A 23,971-nucleotide genomic window follows, 5' to 3' on the forward strand; every position below is an offset into this window, starting at 1 on the left:
AAGTATCATTAAACTTGCTATCTATAATTTTCTTAGATGTTAATTCGGCTGGTTACTTTGATTTAGTTTCTAGGAGGAATATTAAGTATATGCAAAGTGGTACTGTGAAATGGTTTAACGCGGATAAGGGCTTTGGATTTATCACCGGTTCGGATAATAAAGATGTATTCGTTCATTTCTCATCAATCCAAACAGATGGGTTTAAAAGCCTTGATGAAGGTCAAAAGGTAAGCTATGAAGTTGAACAAGGGGATCGTGGCCCTCAAGCAACGAATGTTGTTCCACAATAATTTATTTTGATACTGATGAAACTGCTTTGTAATAAGGCAGTTTTTTATTTTATGGCACTGAAACATACGGGAAAGCAATGTGAAATATGGACTTTACAGATGTTTATGGCATTAAGCATGAAAACTGTACGTTGATTACACCAACTGAAGAATATCGTCGGATAATCATATTTATGGATTCAGTTGGGCGTCGATTTGTTGCGATTAGTCCTAATCCTGAACCGACTAAGTATGGTTCTGCAAAAAGTCATTGGAAGCAAGGAAAGCCGAATGACGCACCCAAAGAATATTTTCATATCGACAAAAAAAACTGCTAACCAATATGGTTAACAGTCACTGCCCCGCGCAAGTATTAAGTCACTGGAAACAGTGGCTTTTTTGTTATATTTTTGGCTTACCAATTGGCTTACTTTTATTGAAAAACAATGACATCTAATGACAATGTTATTTGCGCTGAAGGTACAAAAAAACCAGTAATCACGGTGTTTATGACACTGCATGAAAACTGGTTAATGGTTTATGATGGGCAGTCAGGGGATCGAACCCTGGACCCACGGATTAAGAGTCCGTTGCTCTGCCAGCTGAGCTAACTGCCCATAACTCAACAAAAAATATAATATCATGAATTTTGAGTTCTGACAACACTATTTCGAAAGTTTTTTCAAAAAAAGTGATTTTTTGAGTAATTAATTGGTGAAAACGATTGCTTGAACTGGCAAATGATTTCCCGGGAAATACTACGGCCACGCGGATTAGCAATCAAAGAAAGCCAACTACATTTGTGATATACTAAAACCAGTGTTGAATTTAGTTTCAACCAACCCTGACACGAGAAAGGACCTGTTTTCTCGTAATATATCGCGAATCACCCTAAAAATTGAAATGTAAACCTGTTTTCCCCTAAGGAGGAAGAATCGTTATGAAAAAAATCTTAGTAGTTGATGATGAAAAGCCCATCTCTGATATCATGAAATTTAATCTGACCAAAGAAGGCTATGAAGTTCACGTTGCAGCTGACGGAGAGGAAGCCTTACAAAAAGTGGATGAAGTCCACCCTGATTTGATTTTGTTAGATTTGATGTTGCCTAAGATGGATGGCTTGGAAGTTGCTCGACAAGTACGGAAGAACTATGATATGCCAATTATCATGGTAACGGCAAAGGACTCTGAATTAGACAAGGTGTTGGGCTTGGAACTGGGCGCGGACGACTATGTGACCAAACCGTTCTCAAACCGGGAACTCGTGGCTCGAGTCAAAGCAAATCTACGGCGGCAAGGTGCACCAAGTGCTCAACCAGCTGAAGTTGAAGAAAATTCAGACATTGAAATTGGCGATCTGGTGATTCATCCAGAAGCTTATATGGTTTCCAAACGCGGTGAAAACATCGAATTAACGCACCGTGAATTTGAACTGTTACATTACTTAGCCCAACATATCGGCCAAGTCATGACGCGGGAACACTTGTTGCAGACGGTCTGGGGCTATGATTACTTTGGTGATGTCCGGACAGTTGATGTGACCGTGCGGCGGTTACGTGAAAAAGTTGAAGATAACCCGAGTCATCCAAAATGGCTGGTGACGCGGCGGGGCGTGGGTTACTATCTCCGCAATCCTGAAAATGAGTAGAGGTTGCTAAACCGTGTTGAGATTTAAACGGAAAAATTTTTTTAAAACAATTAATTTCAAAATTGCGCTCGTGTTTGCCCTTCTATTATTGATTACGTTGGAAATCGTGGGTGCAATCTTTGTGAAACAGTTGGAATCAAAGAACATCCAGGATTTTAAACAGTCGGTGCAAATTCCAACTTATATTGATAATTCGTTGTCCGAACAATTGACCGTCAGCAGTACGCGCAAGGCCAACGGCCAAATCAAGACGATTTTGTCGAACTACAACAATACGAATGTTGATGAAATCCAAGTTGTTGACAGCAAAGGAACAATTCGTGGGACGAGTGATGTTAATGATCAGTCAGTAGTTGGACAAAAAACGACCGATCGAAACGTCAAGAATGCAATCTATAATAATCGAACTTACACTAAAAGTACCTATGACACTCAGAATAATGGACGCTACTACGTTTCAATCGTGCCGCTATATAGCTCCAATTCAGCGGGTAATAGCAGTCAGTTAGTTGGGGTACTGTATGTACGGGCAAATATGAAGTCTGTCTACAGTACGATTAACAACATTATGGGAATCTTTGTGATTGCGTCACTTGCTGCGATGGTCTTGGGACTGGGAATTGCAATCATTATTGCCCGGGCAATAACTCGTCCAATCGAAGAAATGAAGCAGCAGACGCAACGAATTGCCCGTGGTGATTATGCGGGGCAAGTCCGAGTTTATAGCGATGATGAGTTGGGCCAGTTGGCTAAAGCCATTAATAACTTGTCGATTCGAGTGGAAGAATCGCAAGAGTCGACAGAAGCTGAGCGACGCCGGTTGGATAGTGTGCTCTCACACATGAGTGATGGCGTGATTGCCACGGATCGCCGGGGTAATATTACCATCATCAATGAAACAGCCTCGGACTTTATGGACGTTACGGCCGAAAAGGCAATCGGTAACTCGATTTTAGATATTTTAAAAATCCGTGATGATTATTCATTGCGTGATTTGATTGAAAATCAAGATGAATTGATGCTTGATTTTTCTTCGAACGAGCGTGACCTAATCTTGAATGCCTACTTCTCGTTAATTCAACGGGAGTCTGGGTTTATTAGTGGGTTAGTCTGTGTGCTCCACGATGTCACGGAACAACAAAAGATTGATAATGACCGGAAACAATTTGTTTCGAACGTGTCTCATGAATTACGGACACCACTGACTAGTTTGCGGAGTTATATTGAAGCACTGAGTGATGGTGCGTGGAAGGATCCTGAAGTGGCCCCAGGATTTTTGAAGGTCACTCAAGAAGAAACCGATCGTATGATTCGAATGATCAATGAACTCTTAAGTCTATCACGGATGGACTCAGGGACCACCCGGGTCGATATGGAATTGGTCAATATTAATGAGATGTTCAATTACGTGCTTGATCGGTTTGATATGATCTTAAAGAAGGATGATAATCCAGCTAAGTATTACACTATTAAGCGCGAGTTTACCAAGCGTGATCTGTGGGTTGAAATTGATACCGATAAATTCACTCAAGTATTGGATAACATTATGAATAATGCGATCAAGTATTCACCTGATGGCGGTGTCGTGACTTGTCGGCTGTTAGAGACGCATAACCAAGTGATCATTAGTATTAGTGATCAGGGCTTGGGTATCCCACGGGCCGACTTAGGACACGTCTTTGACCGATTCTTCCGAGTCGACAAGGCGCGGTCACGGGCCCAAGGTGGGACGGGCCTCGGTTTGGCAATTTCAAAAGAAGTTGTTCAGATGCTCGGCGGTCGTATTTGGGTTGATAGTGTTGAAGGTAAGGGGTCTACGTTCTATATCTCCTTGCCATACGAACCTTATGAGGAGGAGGACCTTTGGGATGACGACTCACAAGCTTAGACGCTTTATCTTACCCATTTTATTGACGATTCTGATCTTATTGAGCGTGGTTTTATCCATGTATATCTGGTTGAATCCGTCACGCTATGAGCATGAAAGCAAGGTTAGTACGACGTCATCGAACTCTTCGTTGACAACTCGGACAATCGATGATATTTATTTACCGACACAATTAATTCACACTAACAGTCAGGGTGGCCAATCCCTGCTGATTAATAAAAATGTCAGCTTAGTCAGTCAATTTAGTGAGCAGTTACGCAAATGGGATGCGCGGAGTATCTCTAAAGTTCGCATTACGTCGGCAAAAAGCTACCGTGCGCTCTTAAATGGAACTGATTCGTACGTATTGAACTTTCCTGACAGTATTACTGTCAGTATGTTTAATACGGTCTTCAAGCAACATCTCAGTAATTTTCGCTCCTCGGAATTTAGTCGGATCGTGATTCCAATCAATGATACGAATCACATCTACTTTTTGAATGATGACCATCATGAGATTTATAGTGTTCGGTTGAAGAAAAAATCTCTGTCGTCGTTGAAAAAAGTTTTGGCAGTCGACAAGGTCAAACGGATTGCTGTCAAGATGACCTATGAGGATAATACAACGTATATTGATTATCCAAAGCAAGTTACGATGCAACATTATAGCTACTTGATGAGTAAAGCGGCTGCGAGTGAGATTGCCAACCGATTACTAGATGCGGATGGTAATTCGACCGTTTCAGTGCATAATCGCAGTGGTAAGCAGGAGTATACAACGGGTAGTTACAAGCGCATGACGGTGGATTCTAAGCTAGGAACAGTGTATTTCGAAGATTATAGTGATTCAGGAACCACGCGGAACCTATCACTGACTAATCAGCTAAAGAAGAGCTTCAATTTGTTAACTAGTCTCGGTGTCCCAATGGATAATATCCGCTACTACGGTTTTGATGCAACGAGTAATAGTGTCATTTACCGGAGCTATGTTGAAGGGTTCCCGATCTTTAATCAGACCGAAAATGGCGATGTCCGGATTCAGCTCACTTCTAACGGGTTAGACCGTTACTACTTCTCACTGTACAGTTTGCAGGTGCCAGTACCAACTACTGGTCAGAAGCAAGCGGTGACCTTACCGAGTTCGACAAGTGTGTTAAAACGTCTGAAGGCCGCTGGTTATAAAGACAGTAAAATTGGCAGTATTGAACTTGGCTACGAATGGTCACAGAACAAGTCGTCCAAACTCGTGATCGACCTGACGCCGACGTATTATGTCTACTATAATGGCACTTGGCGGACATATACGTCGATGTTAAGTGGATCTTAGGAGGTGGCCGCATGAATTTTCGGAGAATTGAGTGGATTTTCCTACTAGCATTTGTTGTTCTAGATATCTTCTTGGGTTTTATGTTCGTGCAAACGAGCTCTAAGTCGACACAAACGACTGGTGATACGGCGACCACGATAATTCGTGAAATGCGCGCAGATAATATTAGCTTTAAAAACCCGGACACGAGCGAAGGGACGGGTTACTATATTGCGGGCAGTAACGAGAGTGGTCTCAAACAATTGTTGAGTCAGTTAACTGAACAGACAGCCCGGGTGCAAAGTGGCGGTAAGCTCGTGAGCACACTACGGGCAACCACCACTATCGATACCCGCAATCCTAAAGCGGACTTGACGACGTTTATGAGTCAGCGGACCAATGTAATCCATGGAACCGAGTACGTCTATGATGCGGATTTGTCGTCTAACGGCGATTACGTTTTTGTTCAAAAGGTTGCGGATGGCGAGATCATGACTGGCGCTGGGCAAGTCCACCTATTTGTTAATAAAAACAAGCAGCTGACAAGTTATACTCAGACGTACGTCAATCACGTCAAAACTTTACGCGAAAAGGCTGTTACGATCAGTGAAAAAAAGGCCCTGGTTGCGTTGTATCAATATAATCAGGTGGCAAGTAGCTCCCGGGTCGTTTGGGCAAAGCTTGGGTATTCTCGGTTATTGAAATTGAAGGATAGTAGTGTTTACGTCCCAACGTGGATCTTTGCGGTCCGGGGTAAGAATAGTTCTAACGTTACACTGCACCGTATCAATGCCTTTACTGGTTCTTCAATGAAGAACGGTAGTACGGCTAGTGATACGAGTAGTTTAGATGCGACGGTCGGAATGATGTGGAATGCAATTGATTAGTGAAAACCAATTTAACGACTAGGTGTCGTTGTCGAATAACGGGTGCTGTGAAGAAGGGTGTTTTTCTTAACAGGCCCGTTTTTTGGTGACTAGATTTTTGACTAGTTGTGATACGCCAATGTTGAGGTGCCATGGACGTAGCGTGGATTGCTCAGCGTTGATGTTCGCGGTTTCGTGTGAGTTTATAATGGTCGGTAAACTAGTGCGCGCATACACGACAGTAAACTAGACTAACCGCGTGATGGCGATAGTCGTGGACGTTAAGTTTGAGCACTTGCAGGTGGCTTGCTTTTCAACCCCGCTAAAAGCGTGTATCATATGAAGATAGTAATGGATTTCAGAGATAGGAAGAGCCTAAATAATGGTATTAAAATTAGCAACGGATGATATGAAAGTAAGCATTCTGGCATCGGGTAGTACGGGTAACGTGACGTACATCGAAACGCCAGAGCACAAAGTATTGGTTGATGCGGGGCTAAGTGGCAAAAAAATTGCTAATTTAATGGCGTCGATCGATCGTGATATTAATGAAGTCGATAGTTTATTTATTAGCCATGAACACACTGATCACTGCCATTCTGCGGGGATTTTAGCGCGGAAGTATGGTATGGATGTTTATGCTAATCAGGGGACCTGGGACGCAATGGCGCATAAAATCGGCAACGTTCCTGCCGAATTATGTCATGTCTTTGACCCGAACACGACGCTTGGACTAGGTGATCTCGACGTGGAATCATTTAGTGTGTCACATGATGCGGCCGAGCCACAATTTTATGAGCTACATCATGCCGGAAAATCGTTTGTCATCATTACGGATACGGGCTACGTTTCAGAGCACGTTGAAGGTGTAATCAAAGACGCTGACGGCTATTTATTTGAATGTAATCATGACTTAGAAATGTTGCGGATGGGTCGGTATCCATGGCCATTAAAGCAGCGAATTATTGGTGATGAGGGCCATTTATCGAATGAAGATGGTGCGAACGCCTTGATGGATGTGATTGGCCGGCATACCAAGCGGATTTACTTAGGGCATCGTAGTCAGGATAATAACTTGAAGTCCTTGGCGCATTTAACGGTTGCTTCCATGATGACGGAACGAGATTTTGGTGTTGAGCATGATTTTCAATTGTACGATACGGAGCCAGAACAAGCGACTAAGTTAATCACGTTATAGGTTAGCTTTAATGTTTCACAACGCTTCAGTCATAAAAAAATCACACTTTTTCGCTAAAATAAACTTAAAATAAGCATTAGTAGGGAGGGATCGCGTTTCGACGCGCAATTATGGCTAATAAATCATTAATCAAAGTCGCAGTAACCGCACTAGTAGCTGGTTTAATCGGTGGTGGTGTTGCTTACGGCGGTATTAATTATTTCCAAAACAATAACATCGCAACGTCATCGACCAGTGTACCAACTGGTTCTAATAAATCGGGGTCAACGTCAACGACGAACGTTAAGGTCAATGTCAGTTCACAGGCGACCAAGGTGTTTGAAAATAACAAGGCGGCCGTTGTATCGGTCATTAATCTCCAAAAGAAGAGCTCTTCAAGCAGTTGGAGTGGTATTTTGGGTGGCGATGACTCGTCTGGCAGTGATAGTTCATCCAGTTCAGATTCTAGCTCTAGTAAGCTGGAAGAGTACAGTGAAGGTTCTGGGTTGATCTATAAGAAGAGCGGTGACGCGGCTTATATTGTAACGAATAATCACGTGGTGAGTGGTTCAAGTGCCATTCGAGTGATTATGAGTGATGGGACTAAGTTGTCAGCTAAAATTGTCGGAACCGATTCTGTGACTGACTTGGCCGTTCTGAAAATCAATTCTTCTAAAGTAACGAAGACGGCTAGCTTTGGTAACTCAGATAATATCAAGGTTGGTGAAACGGCCTTAGCCATTGGGTCACCGATGGGCTCTAATTACGCAACGACCTTGACGCAAGGAATCATTTCAGCGAAGAAGCGGACCGTGGCGACGACGAATACATCTGGTCAAACGACGGGGTACGCGACGGTTATCCAAACAGATACGGCAATTAACTCTGGAAACTCTGGTGGTCCGTTGTTCAACATTGCTGGACAAGTTATCGGGATCAACTCGATGAAGTTGGCCTCAGATAATTCTGGGACTAGTGTCGAAGGGATGGGCTTTGCAATTCCAAGTAATGAAGTTGTGAAGATCATCAATGAATTGGTTCAAAAGGGTGAAGTCGTTCGGCCGGCTTTAGGGGTTGCAACCTATGACCTATCCAATATTTCTTCTAGTGATCAGAAGTCTGTTCTTAAGTTACCAACCAGTGTGACGAAGGGTGTCGTCATCATGAAGACGTACTCAGGTTCACCGGCTAAAGCTGCTGGGTTAACGAAGTACGATGTGATTACGGAGCTAGGTGGCAAGAAAGTGACCAGCTTAGCCACGTTACGGAGTGCCCTGTATGCCCATTCGGTTAATGATACCGTGACGGTGAAATACTACCATAACGGAAAACTCAAGACAGCCAACATGAAGTTGACGGAAACTACCAAAACGTTAACTAAACAAAGTAACTAATAAATGAGAATTTCATAAACGTCCCTGACTGGATAAAGCAGTCGGGGGCGTTTTTTTAGGTTAGTAGCCGAAATTATGAAAAAACGAAGAATCGATTTTCAATAATCGACTAAATTTGCGAAAGCTGGCAATGGTTGCGACAAAAGCCGAACAAACTGGTTGAAATAGCAGAAAGCATTTATTGTCGAATTTGATGGTGTGCAAAAGTGTGGACAACTTTGGTGATAAATTTTAGTCGCGTTAGTCGAAATTTATGAACAGCCGGAACCACGGGGTTGAAGCTTGTTTAAAAGTTATCCACAGGCGCCGGACTGGCCTGTGGATTTAATTTTAAAAAGTTATTTTAATAGGCCTCGGTTCTTGATATAATAGGATTTGTAACCGGAATCCACGAACAAGTGTTGCTGTGCAAAACTGTGGATAAGTCGGAAAGGTCTTGACAAAACGAGGCTAAATAAATATTGTGGCGAACTGGTGTTCAACACAATATATTGATTATTGAGTTATGCACCTGTGGATAACTATGTTAATAACTTGTGTAAAGGCGGTCAATTATGAACATCAAAATTATCTGTGTCGGGAAATTAAAAGAGAAATACTTCAAACAGGGGATTGCGGAATATGCGAAAAGAATGAGTAAATTTGCAAAATTCCAGATTGTTGAAGTGCCAGATGAAAAGGCTCCAGAGTCATTAAGTAACGCAGAGATGGAAAATGTGAAGGCCAAAGAGGGCCAACGGATCCTAGAAAAGATCAAGGATCGCGATTACGTATACGCGCTAGCAATTTTGGGCAAAGAACGCTCGAGTGAAGAATTTGCGGCGGAAATTGATAAACTAACGACGTATGGTCACAGTGATATTGATTTCGTAATCGGTGGTTCGCTGGGATTATCACCGGAAGTGCTGAAGCGCGCGGATACTCAGATTTCGTTTGGGCGTTTCACGTTACCTCACCAATTAATGCGGTTAGTGCTGTCGGAGCAGGTTTATCGGGCGTTTATGATTAATGTGGGAAGTCCGTACCATAAGTGATGCTAAAATTTGTTTTTCAATAGTTACGGATTTATTAGGTGAATAGGAATTCTAATCTGTTTTTGATGGTCGTATTTATAACAGTTTAGATAAGGCTGCAAAGAATTACAGTTACCTTACTAAAGTGTAAGCAGTATATAGATATGCAATTACCATTAAATAATGGCGAAATAAAAAAGGACGGTAGCAACGATTTTTCAGATGCTGATATTAAGGCTAGATTGAAATAGCCTGGTTATCACTATACTCAATTGATTGATAATAGCAAAGTAAGCGGCAGGTGCTCCTCAAAAAGGCTTGCCGTTTTTGAGTATACCCAATCCCCAAGATGCTGATTGTAGATTCTCAGGTATATATAGCTAGTGATTTTTTGCGTACAGGTGCCACATCCATAAAATTTCTAATAATTTTAATTGACATTTATTAGGGATAGTTTTATATTATTAATCGAACGTTCAATCGATTAAAAGAGGGCGCCAAATATGCGGGAAAAAGATTTAGACAAAGAGAAGAGTATTATCGATGAAGTAAGTCGTATTATTCTAAAAGAGGGAATTGCGGATGTTTCGATGTCCAAAATTGCCAAAGCGAGTGGTATTTCTTCGTCAACTATTTACGTTTATTTTTCAAATAAAGAGGATCTTCTAAAGCAGGTCTACCTTGCTAAAAAGCGACAGTTAGCAGCATTTTTAAGTCAAAATATCAATACCAAACCCAATAACTCAGTTAAGTTTGTCCAACAGTTTATGTATGCGTTATACGATTTCGGCATGCAATATTACGAAGCATTAATGATTATTGAACAATTCAATAATTCGCCCATTCTTGATAGCTTAAAAATCAAAAAGGAGGAATCCTATCAAGGTTTCGAGCAACTTTTTGAAGCAGTCAAACATACACCTGAATTTGTCATTTCTTCACCAGCAGTTATTTTAGGTTTTGTTTATGCACCAATTGTTTTGTTTGTTAAAGCCTTAAAAACACGTCAAATTGATAATAAGACAATTATGATCGATCAAGTGGTTGTGATGTGTATGAATGCACTATTGAAAAAATAAAATATCAGAACATGATATTTTTTGTCTATAATTAAACGATTGTTCGATTAAAAAGGAGAGCTATGATGACTACAATTAATGAGATGCACCAAATTTTTTACTTACAAAAGACACAGTATGACCGTGCGCAACCAATGACCTATGAAGAGCGTGTGACTGTTTTAAATCAGATTGAGGTATTGATTCGGGATAATATTTCAGAATTAATCACGGCACTTCAAGCGGATTTTGGGCAGCGTGATCCGCTACAAATTGTAAGTGCTGATTTAACCGGACCACTAGCGACGATTGCATATATTAAGAAGCATCTTCGTAAATGGATACTACCAGCTAAGCAACGGTCGGGTTTGATGGCATTAACTGGAACTAAACAGTATGTTTATAATGAACCATTAGGTGTAGTTGGTATCATGTCGCCGTTTAATGCACCAATCGATCTTGCGCTAGATCCAGCGGTAGAAGCGATTGCAGCGGGGAATCGAGTGATGGTAAAGATCTCTGAGTATACCCCTCAGACAGCGGCACTGGTCCAGAAATTGTCACAACAGTATTTAAATGAAAAGAACTTTGCAGTAGTGACAGGAGAAGCTGATATTGCGGCTCAGTTTTCAGCACTGGATTGGGACAAACTAGTTTTTACAGGTGGCTCTGAAACTGGTAAGAAGGTATTATCGGCGGCGGCTCCTAATTTAACACCGGTTGTTTTAGAACTGGGTGGTAAAAATCCAGCCGTTGTTTTACCAGATGCTAACAAGCAAATGACAGCTGCCAAGATTGCGCGTAGTCGTTCTGGTAATAGTGGTCAGATTTGTTTGGACACCGATTATGTGTTACTTCCCACTGACCAGTTGGATGAATACGTGCGCTTAATCACTGCACAACTTGCGCAAGCATTTCCAACTTACATTAATAATTCTGAATATTCTGCCATTATCAACGATCGTTCTTACGATCGGATTTTGGGAATGCTTACTGAAGCTCGGCAACGGGGAACTAGGCTGATAACGATTAATCCAAATAATGAATTGGTTCCGGACGTGAAAAGACGGCTAATTCCATTAACGTTGGCGATTAATCCTGATCGAGATTTACAGATTGCCAGAAATGAAATTTTTGGACCTATTTTATCGATCTTTACGTATGATTCACTTGATGAAGCCATCGCTTTTATTAACTCTCATGAAAAGCCGTTAGCCATGTACTTATTTGGTAGGAGTTCAAGGCATTTGAATCAAATTATTTCGCAGACATCATCTGGCGGAGTAGATATTAATGAGTTATCCTTGCATGCGGGTTCGCATTCAATGGGTTTCGGTGGTGTGGGTTATTCTGGAATGGGACGCTATAAAGGCGGTAAGACAGGCTTTGAGACGTTTAGTAATCAAAAATCTGTGTATAAGCAAGGTGTTTTGGCAAAATATACCACGCGCTTAATGGTACCGATCCATAATAAACGTAATGAAAAGCTGCTGAAGCGAATGTTGGGACTATGAAGTCGTGTTTAATCTAGGGCAATAACATGGTTAGGACTTTTCTTCGTGTCTATGACTAATTGATGTAAAATACTAGTATAAGTATGAACATTAATATGGATTTTTATAAATTGAATAAGACAAAGTAGCACTGGTCATTGGAGATTATGAAGTAATTATAAAAGATGATACTCAGATTGAATATATTCTGAGCTTAATCAAACAGGCATGGGAAAAGTATCGTCACTAAAACTAAAAACGAATCGCAGGTGCATCTATATCACAACAATCAAAGAAATTACTGAAGCTATCAAGGCTGATCCCGATAACGCTGAATATACGGCGAAGGGGTGGGACCCATTATTTCATGTGTTACCGACAGCCACTATTTTAGTGATTAGTCAGGCACCGGGACGTATTGCCCAAAATACCAAGACGTATTTCAATGATGCGAGCGGCGACCGACTTCGGGATTGGATGGGCGTGACGCGGGAGCAATTCTATCAAAGTGACCGCATTGCAGTTATGCCACTAGATTTCTACTATCCTGGTAAGGGCAAAAGCGGTGACTTGCCACCGCGCAAGGGCTTCATGGATAAATGGCATGAACCGCTGCTAGCAATGATGCCTAACGTTCAACTGACGTTACTTGTGGGCCAATATGCAATTAAGGCTTATTTAGGACGTTCACGGCAAAAGACGTTGACTGCAACGGTTCAAAATTATCAGGATTACTTGCCTGATTATTTCCCATTAGTGCATCCATCGCCCCTAAATTATGGCTGGCAAAAGAAGAATCCATGGTTCCAAGCGACCGTGGTGCCAGATCTTCAACGACGGGTACAGATTGCATTAAAATAAGGTCTACGACAGCCTTGTTAAGGCCAGTGTTCATAGCTTGTTGACTGTAACTTCAAGGGCCTGATTTGGTTAAAAACGTGGTAATACTGAGCATGAATGGCTCGGTATTACCACGTTTTTAGTTTACTGGTTTATGACGATGCGCTTAGCTAGCCAAGTTTCCTTGCTTGAAAAAGATAGTTCTATCTTTTATAATGATACTTATTCTCTTTGTTCATCACTATTTAAAATATAGGAGCTAAAAATTCATGGAAACAATTAAAGCGATTCACACCCGGCATTCAGTCCGGGCTTTTAAAGACGACCCTATTGAGCCACAGTTATTAACAACGATTGTTACAGATGCTCAGCAAACCCCCTCGTGGGGTAATTCACAACCATGGCAAGTCTATATTGCAACGGGGCACGCACTAACTAATATTAAGCAACACTATGCTACTGCCGCTGAGCAAGGGATTACGGAAGACGCTGATCTCGCCAAAGTACACCGGGGTGATTTTTCGGCGTTTGCTAGCCAAAATATGGGGCACTGGGTCGGAACTTTTCGGCCCGTGATCGACTCAGACCCGACCACTTATTGGGATAGTCGTGCTAATCTTTATCGCGCACCGGCGATTGCCTATCTCGTGCTCGACGCTAACCCTAATAGTTGGTCAATCTATGATTTAGGCGCTTTTTCGCAGACGTTAATGTTAGCCGCAACTGCTCGCGGAGTACAGTCAGTACCATCTTATGAACTGGTTAAATATCCGGCCATTGTACGAAACGCACTCGGGATGCCTGCAGATAAAGTAGTGGCGATGGGGATTGCTTTAGGCTATGAGAAACCTGAAAAACCGTTAAATCAATTTCGAACTGACCGAGTTGCTACGCCGCAAGTCTTGCACATCATCAATTAATTTAGACTCACTTTTGCAGCAGAAACCAGCTGTTTACCAGCAGACACTATTGCCAACTGACACCGTTTCATCTAAGATGGAGGGTAACTTGAACCTGATAGGGGAGGCTGGGCAATGACGACTAAACAACGAACGTACAAAATTAAGTCCTATGTCAACGCTAGCCATGCGGTGCGGTGGGCAACTGGCTCCGGAAAAAAGCACACGCACACGTGGGAAATTGTTTGTGAATTGCACACGGTTGATGCGATGGTTGCTTTTTATGATATTGAAAAAAATTTGCATCAAGCGTTGGATGAATTGTCAGGTAAATTTTTGAACGACTTACCTGAATTTAAAACCGTTAATCCAACTGTGGAAAATGTCACGGAGTATTTGTTTACCAAGATTGATAAGACATTGCGAGACAACGGGGCGCAACTGTTGCGAATTGAAGTTAGTGATTCGCCAACACGCGCTTATTGTATTAGTGTCACCGAATAAGATTAATGAAGGGGCCACCAAGAACGACAGTTGCAGCTGTTCTTGGTGGCCCTGATTTTTATTTAATTATTGTTTTGGACGGACAACTGCTAAAAAGTCAGCTAAAGCCTGCGGGTCGGTCAATTGTCGATTACACTGATTACTGTCACGACAAATGTAATTGCCGTTACGCGTGTAAGGTCCGAGACCAGATGACTTGGTTGTCGACATAAAGAGTGCGACGTTGCCAATTGTTTGGCAAATGGCACAGACGCCCTTGACTGTTTGTGGTGCTAGATCTCCCTGGATACCAATGAGACGATCATGATCCGGGATTACTAAATACTTTTTCTGGTTACCACCATCATTCCAACCTAGGTAAGTCAATTCGTGTAATGCTAATTGTGACCATACAGGCTGCTTCAACTTTTTGACCTTGCGAAACAACTTGCTTAGTTGCTTTGTCGTCAAGGATGGAAACGGAATAATTAGCGGAATTAGCGTTTCTAGTAGTTGAGGGGCCTTGGCACGGGTTAGCCGGTCCGTTTGCAAATGGGACAAGAAATTAGCGGTGATTGGATCGTCACTAGGAAGCAGTGGTGTAATCCGCTCGATAGCTTGTGCCCGTACGACGGCTCTAATTTGAAGATCGTTTACGGCGAGCTCGGCGCTAATTAACTGATTGACTTGCTGAGTAATATAACTGTATTGATAGGTGGTAATTGTCGGTTGCATAATATAATTCCTTTCAGATTCAAACCAGACACTTCTCTGAAAGGTTCTGTCGAAAAGTGTCGCTAACGAGCAGCACTTTTGCGTACAGATAATGATGCCATCATCATTAATCATCTCCTTATTTGTGGCCGATTATAGCCACAGCGATAAACAGTATAACGGATGTTGTTGATTTTGGCAATAGATGGTGTCTGTTTTGATAGGCACCTTGCATAACTTATATTTGGAAATCAAATACCGTAAGTCCTAAAATGTTTCACGTGAAACTTTCGCCACGGGACACTAAAACATCACGCAACTCGTGAGTTACGTGATGTTCTCAAATACATATTCGCTTTGAATTGTGCTTAATTCGTGACTGAATCTTTGACTTGTTTCAGCGCATTTTGGACCGCTTCTTTAATAGCTCGGCTAGATGCAGAGGCACCTGAAACGGCGTCAACGCTAGTGGAGTTGGCTGCCACAATTTCTTGTGGAATTTGATCGATAGCGGTTAAACCAACATCTTCACTTTCATGGTGTTGAATAACATCGACTGCTTGAATTTTATGGTCGTTGTAAGTCACACGCACAATAACTTTGCCACCTAGCCCGGCATTGGAACTGCCGAGATATTGATCAGCGGCCAGTTTAACATTAGATGCTGTTTCGCCATCAACAAGGTCATTAATTCCGTTGGCTTCGTTGGCGGTGACAGATTCACTATCTACCTTTGGACGAGCAGCGTTTTCACCGGCTAACTTACCAAAGATCAAACATTCGGCTAAATTACCACCACCTTGATAGCAGTTTGCAACGATACCGCCTAATTCACCAGCGCCGAACAAGTGTGGAATAGGTTCGTCATTGACGTTGAGAATTTGGGCATTTTCATTGCGTTGTGGCCCCCCTTGCGTGTTGAGGACGTCATTGGCCGCAGCAATGGCATAGTAAGGGCCATCGTCCAGTTGACGCATCGTTTGCGGATCACGACCAAATTCAAAATCACGTCCCACTTCTGTGTAGTGATTAAAGTCAGTTACCGTCTGTTGTAGATTATTAGCAGGAACTCCCAATTTGGCGGCCAATTGTGCAATCGTTGGCGCGGAAACGAGTTTGGTCATGAATTTCGGATACGGTAACTGACCATCCTGACTTTCTTTTTGTTTGAAGGCATCGTACTGGGTTTGATCAAAAATTAAGTAGGGGTGCTGATTATTCATTGGGATTAGCCAAGAGCCATGTGTGTAAACGTGTCCGTGACGGTGCTTAGCGTCTTCTTGGAAGTAGCGTGTCCCATCATCAGCGATAACGAAAATACTACCGTTCTTTAATAAAGGCCAGTGTTCAATTTGACGGCCCCGTTCATTGGCGTCTTCTTTGAAGGTGATTCCAGGTAAGATACCGTGAGATTCATAATTGGTCATGTGCCACATTTTGGCATCAACTTCTTGAGCCATTTTGATACCATCACCGCGGTTATAGAGCGTCCCAAGTGGTGTCAGATTATCACTGTGCAAGTAGGTTTGCTTTAACTCAGGATTGTTTTCAAAACCACCCATAGCTAAAACGACGCCATTATTGGCATGGATATTAAGCAGTCGTTCGCCCCGTTTGATTTGGACCCCTTGGATCACTTTAGTATTAGGATCTTGGATCAAATGTTGTGCCCGTGAGTCCAACCAAACGTCAATATTGTCAGCTCGTTCAAGGACTTTTTGCCGGAGTAGTTTCCATAATGCAGCGTCTTTATCACGTTTGTGAACGAGGGCAAAGTCAATCGTATCACTTCCGGCTAGTTCTGGGTATTCCGCCATGGTTTTCTTGATGGCAACGGCATCACCGGGTTTAATATCATGTTTCCAACTAACGGCTTTAATCCCCAGATATTTTTCAAAATATGCTGGAATTTTACTCATACCGCTTAAATAGGCGTTGAGTGTCTTAGTAGGGGTACTGAATGGCGCGCCCAGTGCTTGATAATAAGCGGTTAGTTTATCTAAGCTTTCACCCGTAACGACGTGTTGGGCGGAGTAGCGGGTGTTGCCACCTTCACGGCCAAATGGTGCCGCATCAACTACTAGTACGTGGGCACCATTATCAGCAGCAAAACGAGCCGCTGAAGCACCGGCACCACCAAAGCCTAAAACGATAACGTCGTAGTTACCGTGCCAGTTCACATTGAGCGCGGGCGTGCCGTTGAGTGCCTTAACGTATTTTTCAAAGTTATCGAAGCACCGTTCCAAGAACTTGATAGAAGGGGCATCGGTCATTTGACCATTCTGATCAAAGGCTTTAGCAGCGTAGCTTAACATGTATTCATTGCCAGGGAGTACCTGAGCATCAACTCCGGGCGCATTGAGAATATTGCGTAAGTCACCTTGAGCACGGCACGTCCCCTGTACGCCAAGGGAAGTACCAACTAACATGACCGGTTTATTAGCAAAGGGGTGGAGCTGGTAAGAAAGCCATTCAATAACGTTCTTGAGTGCGGCCGGAATGGCATGATCGTATTCGGGTACCCCGATGATCACCCCATCGGCCTGGCTAATTTTATCATTTAAGGCTTGAACGGTCGCCGGGATATGATTTTGAGTTGGTTCATTAAAAAGGGGAATCCCTGTAATTTCATTAACGTCAATGGTAGCCCGTTGACTAAAATGATGCTTCATAAATTGTAATAATTCACGGTTGTAAGACTGTTGTGCCGCCGTACCAATCAAGGCAATATATTTCATAATTAACATTCCTTTATTAGTTTTTTAGTTGGATAAGTACACGGATTGTTTACGCTTTCAATATAAATAGTTACCTAGAAAAAACAACCGTTAATTTTAACGAAGCCAACAGAATGCTATTGTGACAAGGATAACAAGCTGTGATTAATTTGACGGGTTGTCGAAACTTTAGTGAGAATTAAGCAAGTGGCAAACTTTATTTTAGCTTTTTATAAATTCTATTTATAAAAGTGTCCGATAAAAGGCACTAGTCGCTATGATAGTTTCAGGTATTTTTAATCGCAAACAGGTCCCTGTAGGCTGTATATAACGGGTTTTATTGCGACACCTCAAGCAACTACAACTAAATTTAAATTGACAGACTTATAAATTAAGTTATGGTGATATTGAAAAACGGCAAACAACCGTTAATGGCAAGATATGTGAAAATCTTAACAATTATATGAAGATTAGGAGGAAGTGCAGATGTTGAGTGAAATAAAATGGAAGGGCTTTCTGTTACCGCTAATTTTTGGAATTGGGTTATGGCTAGTTACGCCACTACGACCAGTAGCAATTAGTATTATGGCGTGGCACTTATTTGCAATTTTTGTGGCAACGATTATTGCTTGTATTACCAAGCCATTACCGATGATGGCCGTCACGCTGATTGGGATTGTTGTCGCGACGTTAACGGGTGTTTTTACGATGGACGAAGTCGCTACTGGTTTTGGTAATTCGACGGCGTGGATGGTTGCCATGTGCATGTTCATGGCTGCTGGTTTTATTAAATCAGGACTTGGCAAGCGGATCGCCTATCTGTTTGTCAGTTTATTTGGCAAGCGCACGCTGAGCTTAGCATACGCCTTATCCTTTGTTGATGCCGTATTGGCGATTGGTATTCCTAGCAATAATGCGCGGGTCAACGGGATTATGTATCCCATTATTGATAACCTTTCTCGTGAAATGGGATCTGATCCGAAACAGGGCACACAGCGAAAATTAGGCTCATTTCTAGTTTTTAATGAATATGAAGTTAATAATATTACATCAGGCTTGTTTTTGACCGGTTTAGCTGGCAACATGGTGGCTATTGGTTTAGCTAAGATGCAGGGAATCACGGTAACTTGGATGCAATGGTTTACGGCTGCTTGTGTCCCAGGTATTTTATCGCTACTAATTATTCCATGGGTACTATATAAAGTCTATCCCCCTGAGGTGAAACAAACGCCAGGCGCGCACCGCTGGGCAACGACGCGTTTGGCCGCACTTGGAAAAATGACAGCTAGTGAAAAAATTATGTCAATTACCTTTATTTTAGCGATTGTTTTATGGTTGATCGGGACTAAAATTGGCATCGATGCGACCGAAGTAAGTTTTATCGCAGTTGTTATTTTGCTGATTACGGGCGTGTTAACGACTAACGATTTGCTCAATGAACATTTTGCTTGGAATATTTTAGTCTGGTTATCGATCATCATGATGATGTCTAAGAAGCTAATGACACTAGGCTTTTTCCCATGGTTTTCCAAAACGTTAGGTCATTTACTGAATGGTATGAACTGGATTAGCGTGCTCATTATCCTGTTTTTAGCTTATTTTTACTTACATTACATGTTTCCGAGTGTTTCAACACAGATTTCGGCGTTATATGCTGGCTTTTTATCCATCGCCATTGGTGCCGGTGTTCCCCATGTTTTAGCGGCGTTACTATTGGCATTTGCTGGTTCAATCAACTTGTCAACGACGCCGTACTCGGCCGGGCCCGCGGCATTATTGTCAAGTACAGGCTATGTGACTAGTGCGGAGTGGTGGCGATTGAGTGCAATTATTGGGGTTATTTTTAACGTCATCTGGTTAGGTGGGGGCTTGCTGTGGACCAAGTTATTAGGCTTTTGGTAAGACTAACTGAGCAATATAGATGCGGTAAGTCGTGATTGCTCCTGACCACGATTTGCCGCATCTTTCGTGTTAAAATTAGGTATTAAATAGATTGAATGGGGGCGTTGACGTGAATGAACGCGATTTAAAGTACTTCTGTTCATTAGTTGAGACGGGAAATTACACGGCCACGGCGACCAAGTTTCACGTCACACAACCGGCTATTTCTGCAGCTTTACGACGATTGGAAGAAGAATACCAAGCAGTATTACTAACGCAGGCCAACCATCGGGCCCAACTAGTAGCGACGGCAGCGGGGCGGACCTTGTATATTAAGTCTAAGCAACTCTTAAAAGACGTTGCGCAGATGGCACTGGAAGTTCATCACGCTAATGAGCAGCAAGTTCGGCTCGGATTTTCCAATGTTGCAGGTGGTATATGGCTTCCCCGGGTGATAAAAAAATTTATCTCAGTTGATTTATTAGACCAGGTCACAACGACCGTTGCTGATTCAGAACAATTGTTAGTTGATTTGCGGCAAGGCAAGTTAGACGCAGCGGTTTTTTCAACTTTGGTCCCAGAACGCGCCACAGATTTATGAGTGAGCCTCTTAGAGGAACATCAGATGCAGGTCTTGGCCAATGTCAATAGTCCATTAAGTCACTTAAAAACGATTCGAGCAACTGACTTACAAGGAGTGCCTATCATCGCTCGTCCTAAACACGCATTACCACGGTTAGCGTTAGAACAATATTGTCAGCGCGGCCACATACAGCCTAAAATCGTCTACGAGGCAGCTACCAACGCGTTAGTCGAAGGTCTAGTTGCTCAAAACGTTGGTGTTGGGGTGGTCATTGCGGATTCCGTAGTGCTAAGTGATCAGGTTATAGGGATTCCACTAGCTGCCCAAGAGCAATTACACTGTTACATGCAACTGGCGGTGCGGAAGTCCTTTTTGCCTAACGCTAATCAGCAGCGGTGCATTGACGTCCTACGTCAAATTAGACGGGCTAATTAGGTCTTCAGCACTAATCCAAAAATAGCGCTCGCATTGACTTTTTCAGTCAACGCGAGCGCCGTCAAATCATTATCGAGCTAACATTTTTTGAGCGAATTCCTTAACGAGTTCAATCTGCTCATCTTTGAGCTTGCCGCCAGCACTGCCGATGATTTTCATTCCTTTGCCACCCATGACTTGGTGGAAGTGGCCGATGACGGGAATGCCCTTTTCGGTGGCAATCTTTGTCAGGGCTTTGTCTGAAACCATTTCTGGTCCGCCAGAAGTTGTGAATAGGGCGATTTGTTTGATCTTAGTCGGATCAAGGTTCTTCATAAAAGCAGATGCGGTTTTGTCGGGTTTCATAAAATAAGTACCGCCGCCAAAAAAGAGTGTGTCAGCTTGTTCGACAGGTGTATCGATGGATTGTGCTGGAACACCTGCCACGCTAGCGATTTGTTCGGCAAATGCTTGTGTATTGCCATTGCGAGTTTGATAACGAATTGCTACTGTCATGGAAAAGACCTCCGATAAATTAGTTGAAATAAGACCGTTCTCGCGATGAGTAACTGCTCAGGGGACTGGTTATAAGTTTAGAATAATATTGTAATATCAACTCTAGTATAAATCGTTTTGAAATCGATTACAAAAATATAGTGAGCGCATGCTTGAGGGTTAAGGCTAGCTTATTCGATTGCTGGAATAGTCACAGCAATCTATCGCGGTTACGCGCATGACGATGTTGTATCTTAATGGTTATTAGCGGAGCAAGCGGGATTCTTGCGGGCATAATATTGGTGATGATACGCGATTAGTGTCGTTATCGTCAGTAATTTAGGAGGACGGCGAAATGCCAAAAATATATTTTTTATGTACGGGCAATGCCTGTCGCAGTCAGATGGCAGAAGGCTTTGCACAGCAATTATTGGGACCAAACTGGCAAGTTGCTAGTGCTGGGGTGGAGACACATGGCCTGAACCCACTAGCTGTTCAAGTAATGAGCGAGGTGGGTATTGATATCAGTGACCATGTTTCTAAATTAATCGACCTGACCTATCTTAATCAGTGTGCAGTCGTGGTGACGTTGTGTGGTGATGCACGGGATCGCTGCCCCGTCACTCCGGCAACGGTGACCAGGCTACACTGGCCATTGCCTGATCCGGCTCGCACGACTGGCAGCGTTAATGACCAATTGCTAGTATTTCGACAGGTCCGAGATCAGATCAAAGCACGAGTGATTGATCTGGCACGGACCTTGAATGTTTCGGCAACGTAGCCGTGCACAATGACAATGAACGGTTGCAGTATTAAGAAAATAAATCCAATTATAATGATGCGCATGTAAGCTAAGAAGGGCTGACGTGCGTTTTTATTAGCTAATTAAAGTTGGAACCACACTTTAGTTATAATTGTGAACTAACACACATGTATAAAAGCTACAGTTTAATCGTCGTAAGACTAGTACTTTTATCCATTACTCAAATAAATTTAGTGGGTTAATATGAAAGCGTAGTCAAGACAAATGACCGGTCATCAGGTTAATGTTTACTGATAAGTTAATAAAATCACAATTTCATCGAGGAGGACGCAAAACATCATGAAAGATTTTAAAGATAAAGTTATGTTTATCACGGGTGCGGCCCACGGATTTGGTCAGGTTATTGCTGAAGGCGCCGCGGATCGGGGTATGAAGCTCACGATTGTTGATATCGACGAACCAGCTTTGAAGAAAACGTACCAACATATTCTCGACAAGGGTGCCGAGGTGTTGATGGTTACCGCTGACGTTACAAAGGAAGCTAGTGTCGACGATGCGGTTGAGCAGGCCATGGAAAAGTTTGGGCGGATCGACCTACTGATTAATAATGCCGGGATCGCGCTACCTGGTCGGATTTGGGAATTGCCGACTCGTGATTGGGAATGGATCATGCATATCAACTTAATGAGTCAAGTTTATGCGATGAAGCGCGTTATCCCAATTATGATTCAACAGAAGACCCATGCGGATATTCTTAACGTGGCTTCGATTGCCGGCTTAGTTGATACGCCCGGAATGCCTTCTTATCATGCTAGCAAGTTCGCTTCTGTTGGGATGACTGAAGCGACCGTCTATGACTTACAACGGGCTAATATTGATATCGACATGCACGTGATGTGCCCTGGCTTTGTTCAGACGGATCTCTATCACACTGAAAATCACCGGCCAGTGCAATACAGCGACCCAACGGACCCGTATTATCAAAGTGAAGCGTACTTAAAGGGACAACAATTTGCGAAGTATGTCATTACCAACGGGAAACCAATTGATACGATTGCCGATACCGTCTTTAAAGCCTTAGAGGATAACCGTTTCTACATTTTGACCCATCCAGAATATAATCCACTGATTGAAGACCGAGTTAAACGGATCGTGACGGATGGTGCACCAGACGTGCACATCATGGACGGTATCATGTAAGCTAGTCACGCAAACAAAGGAGTGTTTTACCATGGCAAGTTTTATTGCAAGTGATCAGGATGTTAAGAACTTTTTGACAGCACCAAGCATGAATGACCAGGAAGGTATTGGGTTTGCTTATGCCACTGACGAAGCGGTGCTTAAGGCTTTAATTCCAGCACCATTAAAATTAATGGCACCGGTGGTTTGCGGTTATGTCGTTCATATGGGAAAACCGACTTTTAGTGCCCCATACCTTGAAGAAAGCCTATTTGCGTTAGTTAGCTACAAGGATAAAATGATGGGCGCTTACCCGATTAACCTCTTACTCCACGGTCCCGGGGCGGAGAGTGGTGTGATTGCAGGTCGGGAAGGTGCTGGGATTCCTAAGAAATTAGCGGATGCCATCGAATTGCGCCGGAATGACAACAGTGCGACAGCCACGGTCGAACGCCATGGCAAGACATTACTGAACGTTTCGTGGACGGCCGGTGAACTGAATGATCCGTCAATTATGAAACAATTTGCGGGGCAGCTCGCGTTAGGTAAGGAAGCCGAAATGAATAGTTTCTTCTACAAATATGACATTGATCAACATGAAGATGGGACGAACCATTTCAGTAACGTCCAATTAGTTGCGACTCAATTACGGTCCTTAGCTGATCAAGTTGAACCTGGGAACCTAAGTATTCAGTTGGAGTCAACCGATGATGATCCATTTGGCGAATTGAAGGTCTTGAAGCCACTCGGTGCCGCTTGGTTCCACTTCGACACGTCAGTTATGTTCAACACACTGAAGTTGGACGAAGTTGATGCTGCGACAACAATGCCAAAGCTCTTAACGGGTCGGTATGACCGGAGTTTCTTCAATCCCAAGGCAGCGACTTACATTATTTAGGCGGATTACGAAAG

Annotated in this window: 23 protein-coding genes and 1 tRNA gene; 20 read left to right on the forward strand and 4 right to left on the reverse strand. The window is 42.8% G+C overall.

What is annotated here, in order from left to right; genetic code table 11:
* Window positions 1-89 precede the first annotated feature (89 nt).
* The gene (locus MZO41_RS02830; protein WP_003643340.1) at window positions 90-290 is read left to right on the forward strand and encodes a cold-shock protein; all 201 of its coding nucleotides are present in this window, start codon (window positions 90-92) and stop codon (window positions 288-290) included.
* An 86-nt stretch (window positions 291-376) separates the two neighbouring features.
* Window positions 377-607 (forward strand): hypothetical protein, encoded by a 231-nt coding sequence (locus MZO41_RS02835; RefSeq protein ID WP_003643634.1) that lies wholly within the window; start codon window positions 377-379, stop codon window positions 605-607.
* Between the two features lie 206 nt (window positions 608-813).
* Here MZO41_RS02835 and MZO41_RS02840 read toward each other — a convergent pair.
* Window positions 814-886, reverse strand: a tRNA-Lys gene (locus MZO41_RS02840).
* Between the two features lie 323 nt (window positions 887-1,209).
* Between MZO41_RS02840 and yycF the strand changes: the two genes are divergently transcribed.
* From yycF to MZO41_RS02900, 12 genes are all read left to right on the forward strand, one after another.
* Window positions 1,210-1,917, forward strand: a complete 708-nt coding sequence (yycF, locus tag MZO41_RS02845; RefSeq protein WP_003637294.1) for a response regulator YycF — start codon at window positions 1,210-1,212, stop codon at window positions 1,915-1,917.
* 13 nt (window positions 1,918-1,930) lie between these two features.
* Complete coding sequence (gene walK, locus MZO41_RS02850; protein ID WP_003641656.1) at window positions 1,931-3,805, forward strand: cell wall metabolism sensor histidine kinase WalK; 1,875 nt, start codon at window positions 1,931-1,933, stop codon at window positions 3,803-3,805.
* Window positions 3,786-5,111, forward strand: coding sequence for a YycH family regulatory protein (locus MZO41_RS02855; RefSeq protein WP_003641657.1), 1,326 nt, complete (start codon window positions 3,786-3,788; stop codon window positions 5,109-5,111). Before walK ends, MZO41_RS02855 begins: the two co-directional genes overlap by 20 nt.
* Before the next feature lie 11 nt (window positions 5,112-5,122).
* Entirely contained in the window at window positions 5,123-5,977 is an 855-nt protein-coding gene (locus tag MZO41_RS02860; RefSeq protein WP_003641658.1) for a two-component system regulatory protein YycI, read from the forward strand.
* Window positions 5,978-6,338: 361 nt separating this feature from the next.
* Entirely contained in the window at window positions 6,339-7,154 is an 816-nt protein-coding gene (locus MZO41_RS02865) for an MBL fold metallo-hydrolase (protein ID WP_003641659.1), read from the forward strand.
* A 110-nt stretch (window positions 7,155-7,264) separates the two neighbouring features.
* The gene (locus MZO41_RS02870; RefSeq protein WP_003641660.1) at window positions 7,265-8,527 is read left to right on the forward strand and encodes a S1C family serine protease; all 1,263 of its coding nucleotides are present in this window, start codon (window positions 7,265-7,267) and stop codon (window positions 8,525-8,527) included.
* A gap of 554 nt (window positions 8,528-9,081) precedes the next feature.
* Window positions 9,082-9,561, forward strand: coding sequence for a 23S rRNA (pseudouridine(1915)-N(3))-methyltransferase RlmH (gene rlmH / locus MZO41_RS02875; protein WP_003643636.1), 480 nt, complete (start codon window positions 9,082-9,084; stop codon window positions 9,559-9,561).
* Between the two features lie 482 nt (window positions 9,562-10,043).
* Window positions 10,044-10,619 carry a TetR/AcrR family transcriptional regulator gene (locus MZO41_RS02880; RefSeq protein ID WP_013355078.1) on the forward strand — a complete coding sequence of 192 codons (576 nt, stop codon included), beginning with the start codon at window positions 10,044-10,046 and terminating at the stop codon, window positions 10,617-10,619.
* A gap of 65 nt (window positions 10,620-10,684) precedes the next feature.
* Window positions 10,685-12,112 (forward strand): coniferyl aldehyde dehydrogenase, encoded by a 1,428-nt coding sequence (locus MZO41_RS02885; RefSeq protein WP_022638535.1) that lies wholly within the window; start codon window positions 10,685-10,687, stop codon window positions 12,110-12,112.
* A 207-nt stretch (window positions 12,113-12,319) separates the two neighbouring features.
* Entirely contained in the window at window positions 12,320-12,952 is a 633-nt protein-coding gene (locus MZO41_RS02890; RefSeq protein WP_003646171.1) for a uracil-DNA glycosylase family protein, read from the forward strand.
* Between the two features lie 248 nt (window positions 12,953-13,200).
* Window positions 13,201-13,851, forward strand: a complete 651-nt coding sequence (locus tag MZO41_RS02895; RefSeq protein WP_003643638.1) for a nitroreductase — start codon at window positions 13,201-13,203, stop codon at window positions 13,849-13,851.
* Between the two features lie 114 nt (window positions 13,852-13,965).
* Window positions 13,966-14,334, forward strand: coding sequence for a 6-carboxytetrahydropterin synthase (locus MZO41_RS02900; protein WP_003641666.1), 369 nt, complete (start codon window positions 13,966-13,968; stop codon window positions 14,332-14,334).
* A gap of 66 nt (window positions 14,335-14,400) precedes the next feature.
* Here the strand turns inward: MZO41_RS02900 and MZO41_RS02905 are convergent, their stop codons facing one another.
* Window positions 14,401-15,048: a FusB/FusC family EF-G-binding protein gene (locus MZO41_RS02905; RefSeq protein WP_022638536.1), complete on the reverse strand. Its 648-nt coding sequence runs from the start codon at window positions 15,046-15,048 to the stop codon at window positions 14,401-14,403.
* A gap of 347 nt (window positions 15,049-15,395) precedes the next feature.
* Window positions 15,396-17,765, reverse strand: a complete 2,370-nt coding sequence (locus MZO41_RS02910) for an FAD-binding protein (RefSeq protein WP_058906737.1) — start codon at window positions 17,763-17,765, stop codon at window positions 15,396-15,398.
* 465 nt (window positions 17,766-18,230) lie between these two features.
* On the opposite strand from MZO41_RS02910, the gene MZO41_RS02915 reads away from it, so the two are divergent.
* From MZO41_RS02915 to MZO41_RS02925, 3 genes are all read left to right on the forward strand, one after another.
* Window positions 18,231-19,646, forward strand: a complete 1,416-nt coding sequence (locus MZO41_RS02915) for a DASS family sodium-coupled anion symporter (RefSeq protein WP_013355084.1) — start codon at window positions 18,231-18,233, stop codon at window positions 19,644-19,646.
* Window positions 19,647-19,755: 109 nt separating this feature from the next.
* Window positions 19,756-20,226, forward strand: a complete 471-nt coding sequence (locus MZO41_RS02920; protein WP_225868868.1) for a LysR family transcriptional regulator — start codon at window positions 19,756-19,758, stop codon at window positions 20,224-20,226.
* Window positions 20,227-20,643 (forward strand): LysR substrate-binding domain-containing protein, encoded by a 417-nt coding sequence (locus MZO41_RS02925; RefSeq protein WP_252129640.1) that lies wholly within the window; start codon window positions 20,227-20,229, stop codon window positions 20,641-20,643. It abuts the gene before it with no gap.
* 69 nt (window positions 20,644-20,712) lie between these two features.
* On the opposite strand, the gene MZO41_RS02930 is transcribed toward MZO41_RS02925, so the two are convergent.
* A complete protein-coding gene (locus MZO41_RS02930) occupies window positions 20,713-21,138 on the reverse strand; it encodes an NADPH-dependent FMN reductase family protein (protein ID WP_013355085.1) in 426 nt (141 codons plus the stop codon).
* Window positions 21,139-21,472: 334 nt separating this feature from the next.
* Here MZO41_RS02930 and arsC point away from each other — a divergent pair, with 334 nt between their 5' ends.
* From arsC to MZO41_RS02945, 3 genes are all read left to right on the forward strand, one after another.
* Entirely contained in the window at window positions 21,473-21,898 is a 426-nt protein-coding gene (gene arsC, locus MZO41_RS02935) for an arsenate reductase (thioredoxin) (RefSeq protein ID WP_058906739.1), read from the forward strand.
* A gap of 321 nt (window positions 21,899-22,219) precedes the next feature.
* Window positions 22,220-23,080: an SDR family NAD(P)-dependent oxidoreductase gene (locus tag MZO41_RS02940; protein WP_013355087.1), complete on the forward strand. Its 861-nt coding sequence runs from the start codon at window positions 22,220-22,222 to the stop codon at window positions 23,078-23,080.
* Window positions 23,081-23,111: 31 nt separating this feature from the next.
* A complete protein-coding gene (locus MZO41_RS02945) occupies window positions 23,112-23,957 on the forward strand; it encodes an acetoacetate decarboxylase family protein (protein ID WP_012778317.1) in 846 nt (281 codons plus the stop codon).
* Window positions 23,958-23,971 lie beyond the last annotated feature (14 nt).

The sequence above is a fragment of the Lactiplantibacillus sp. C232 genome, from assembly GCF_023806725.1.
Taxonomy (GTDB): Bacteria; Bacillota; Bacilli; order Lactobacillales; family Lactobacillaceae; genus Lactiplantibacillus; species Lactiplantibacillus plantarum.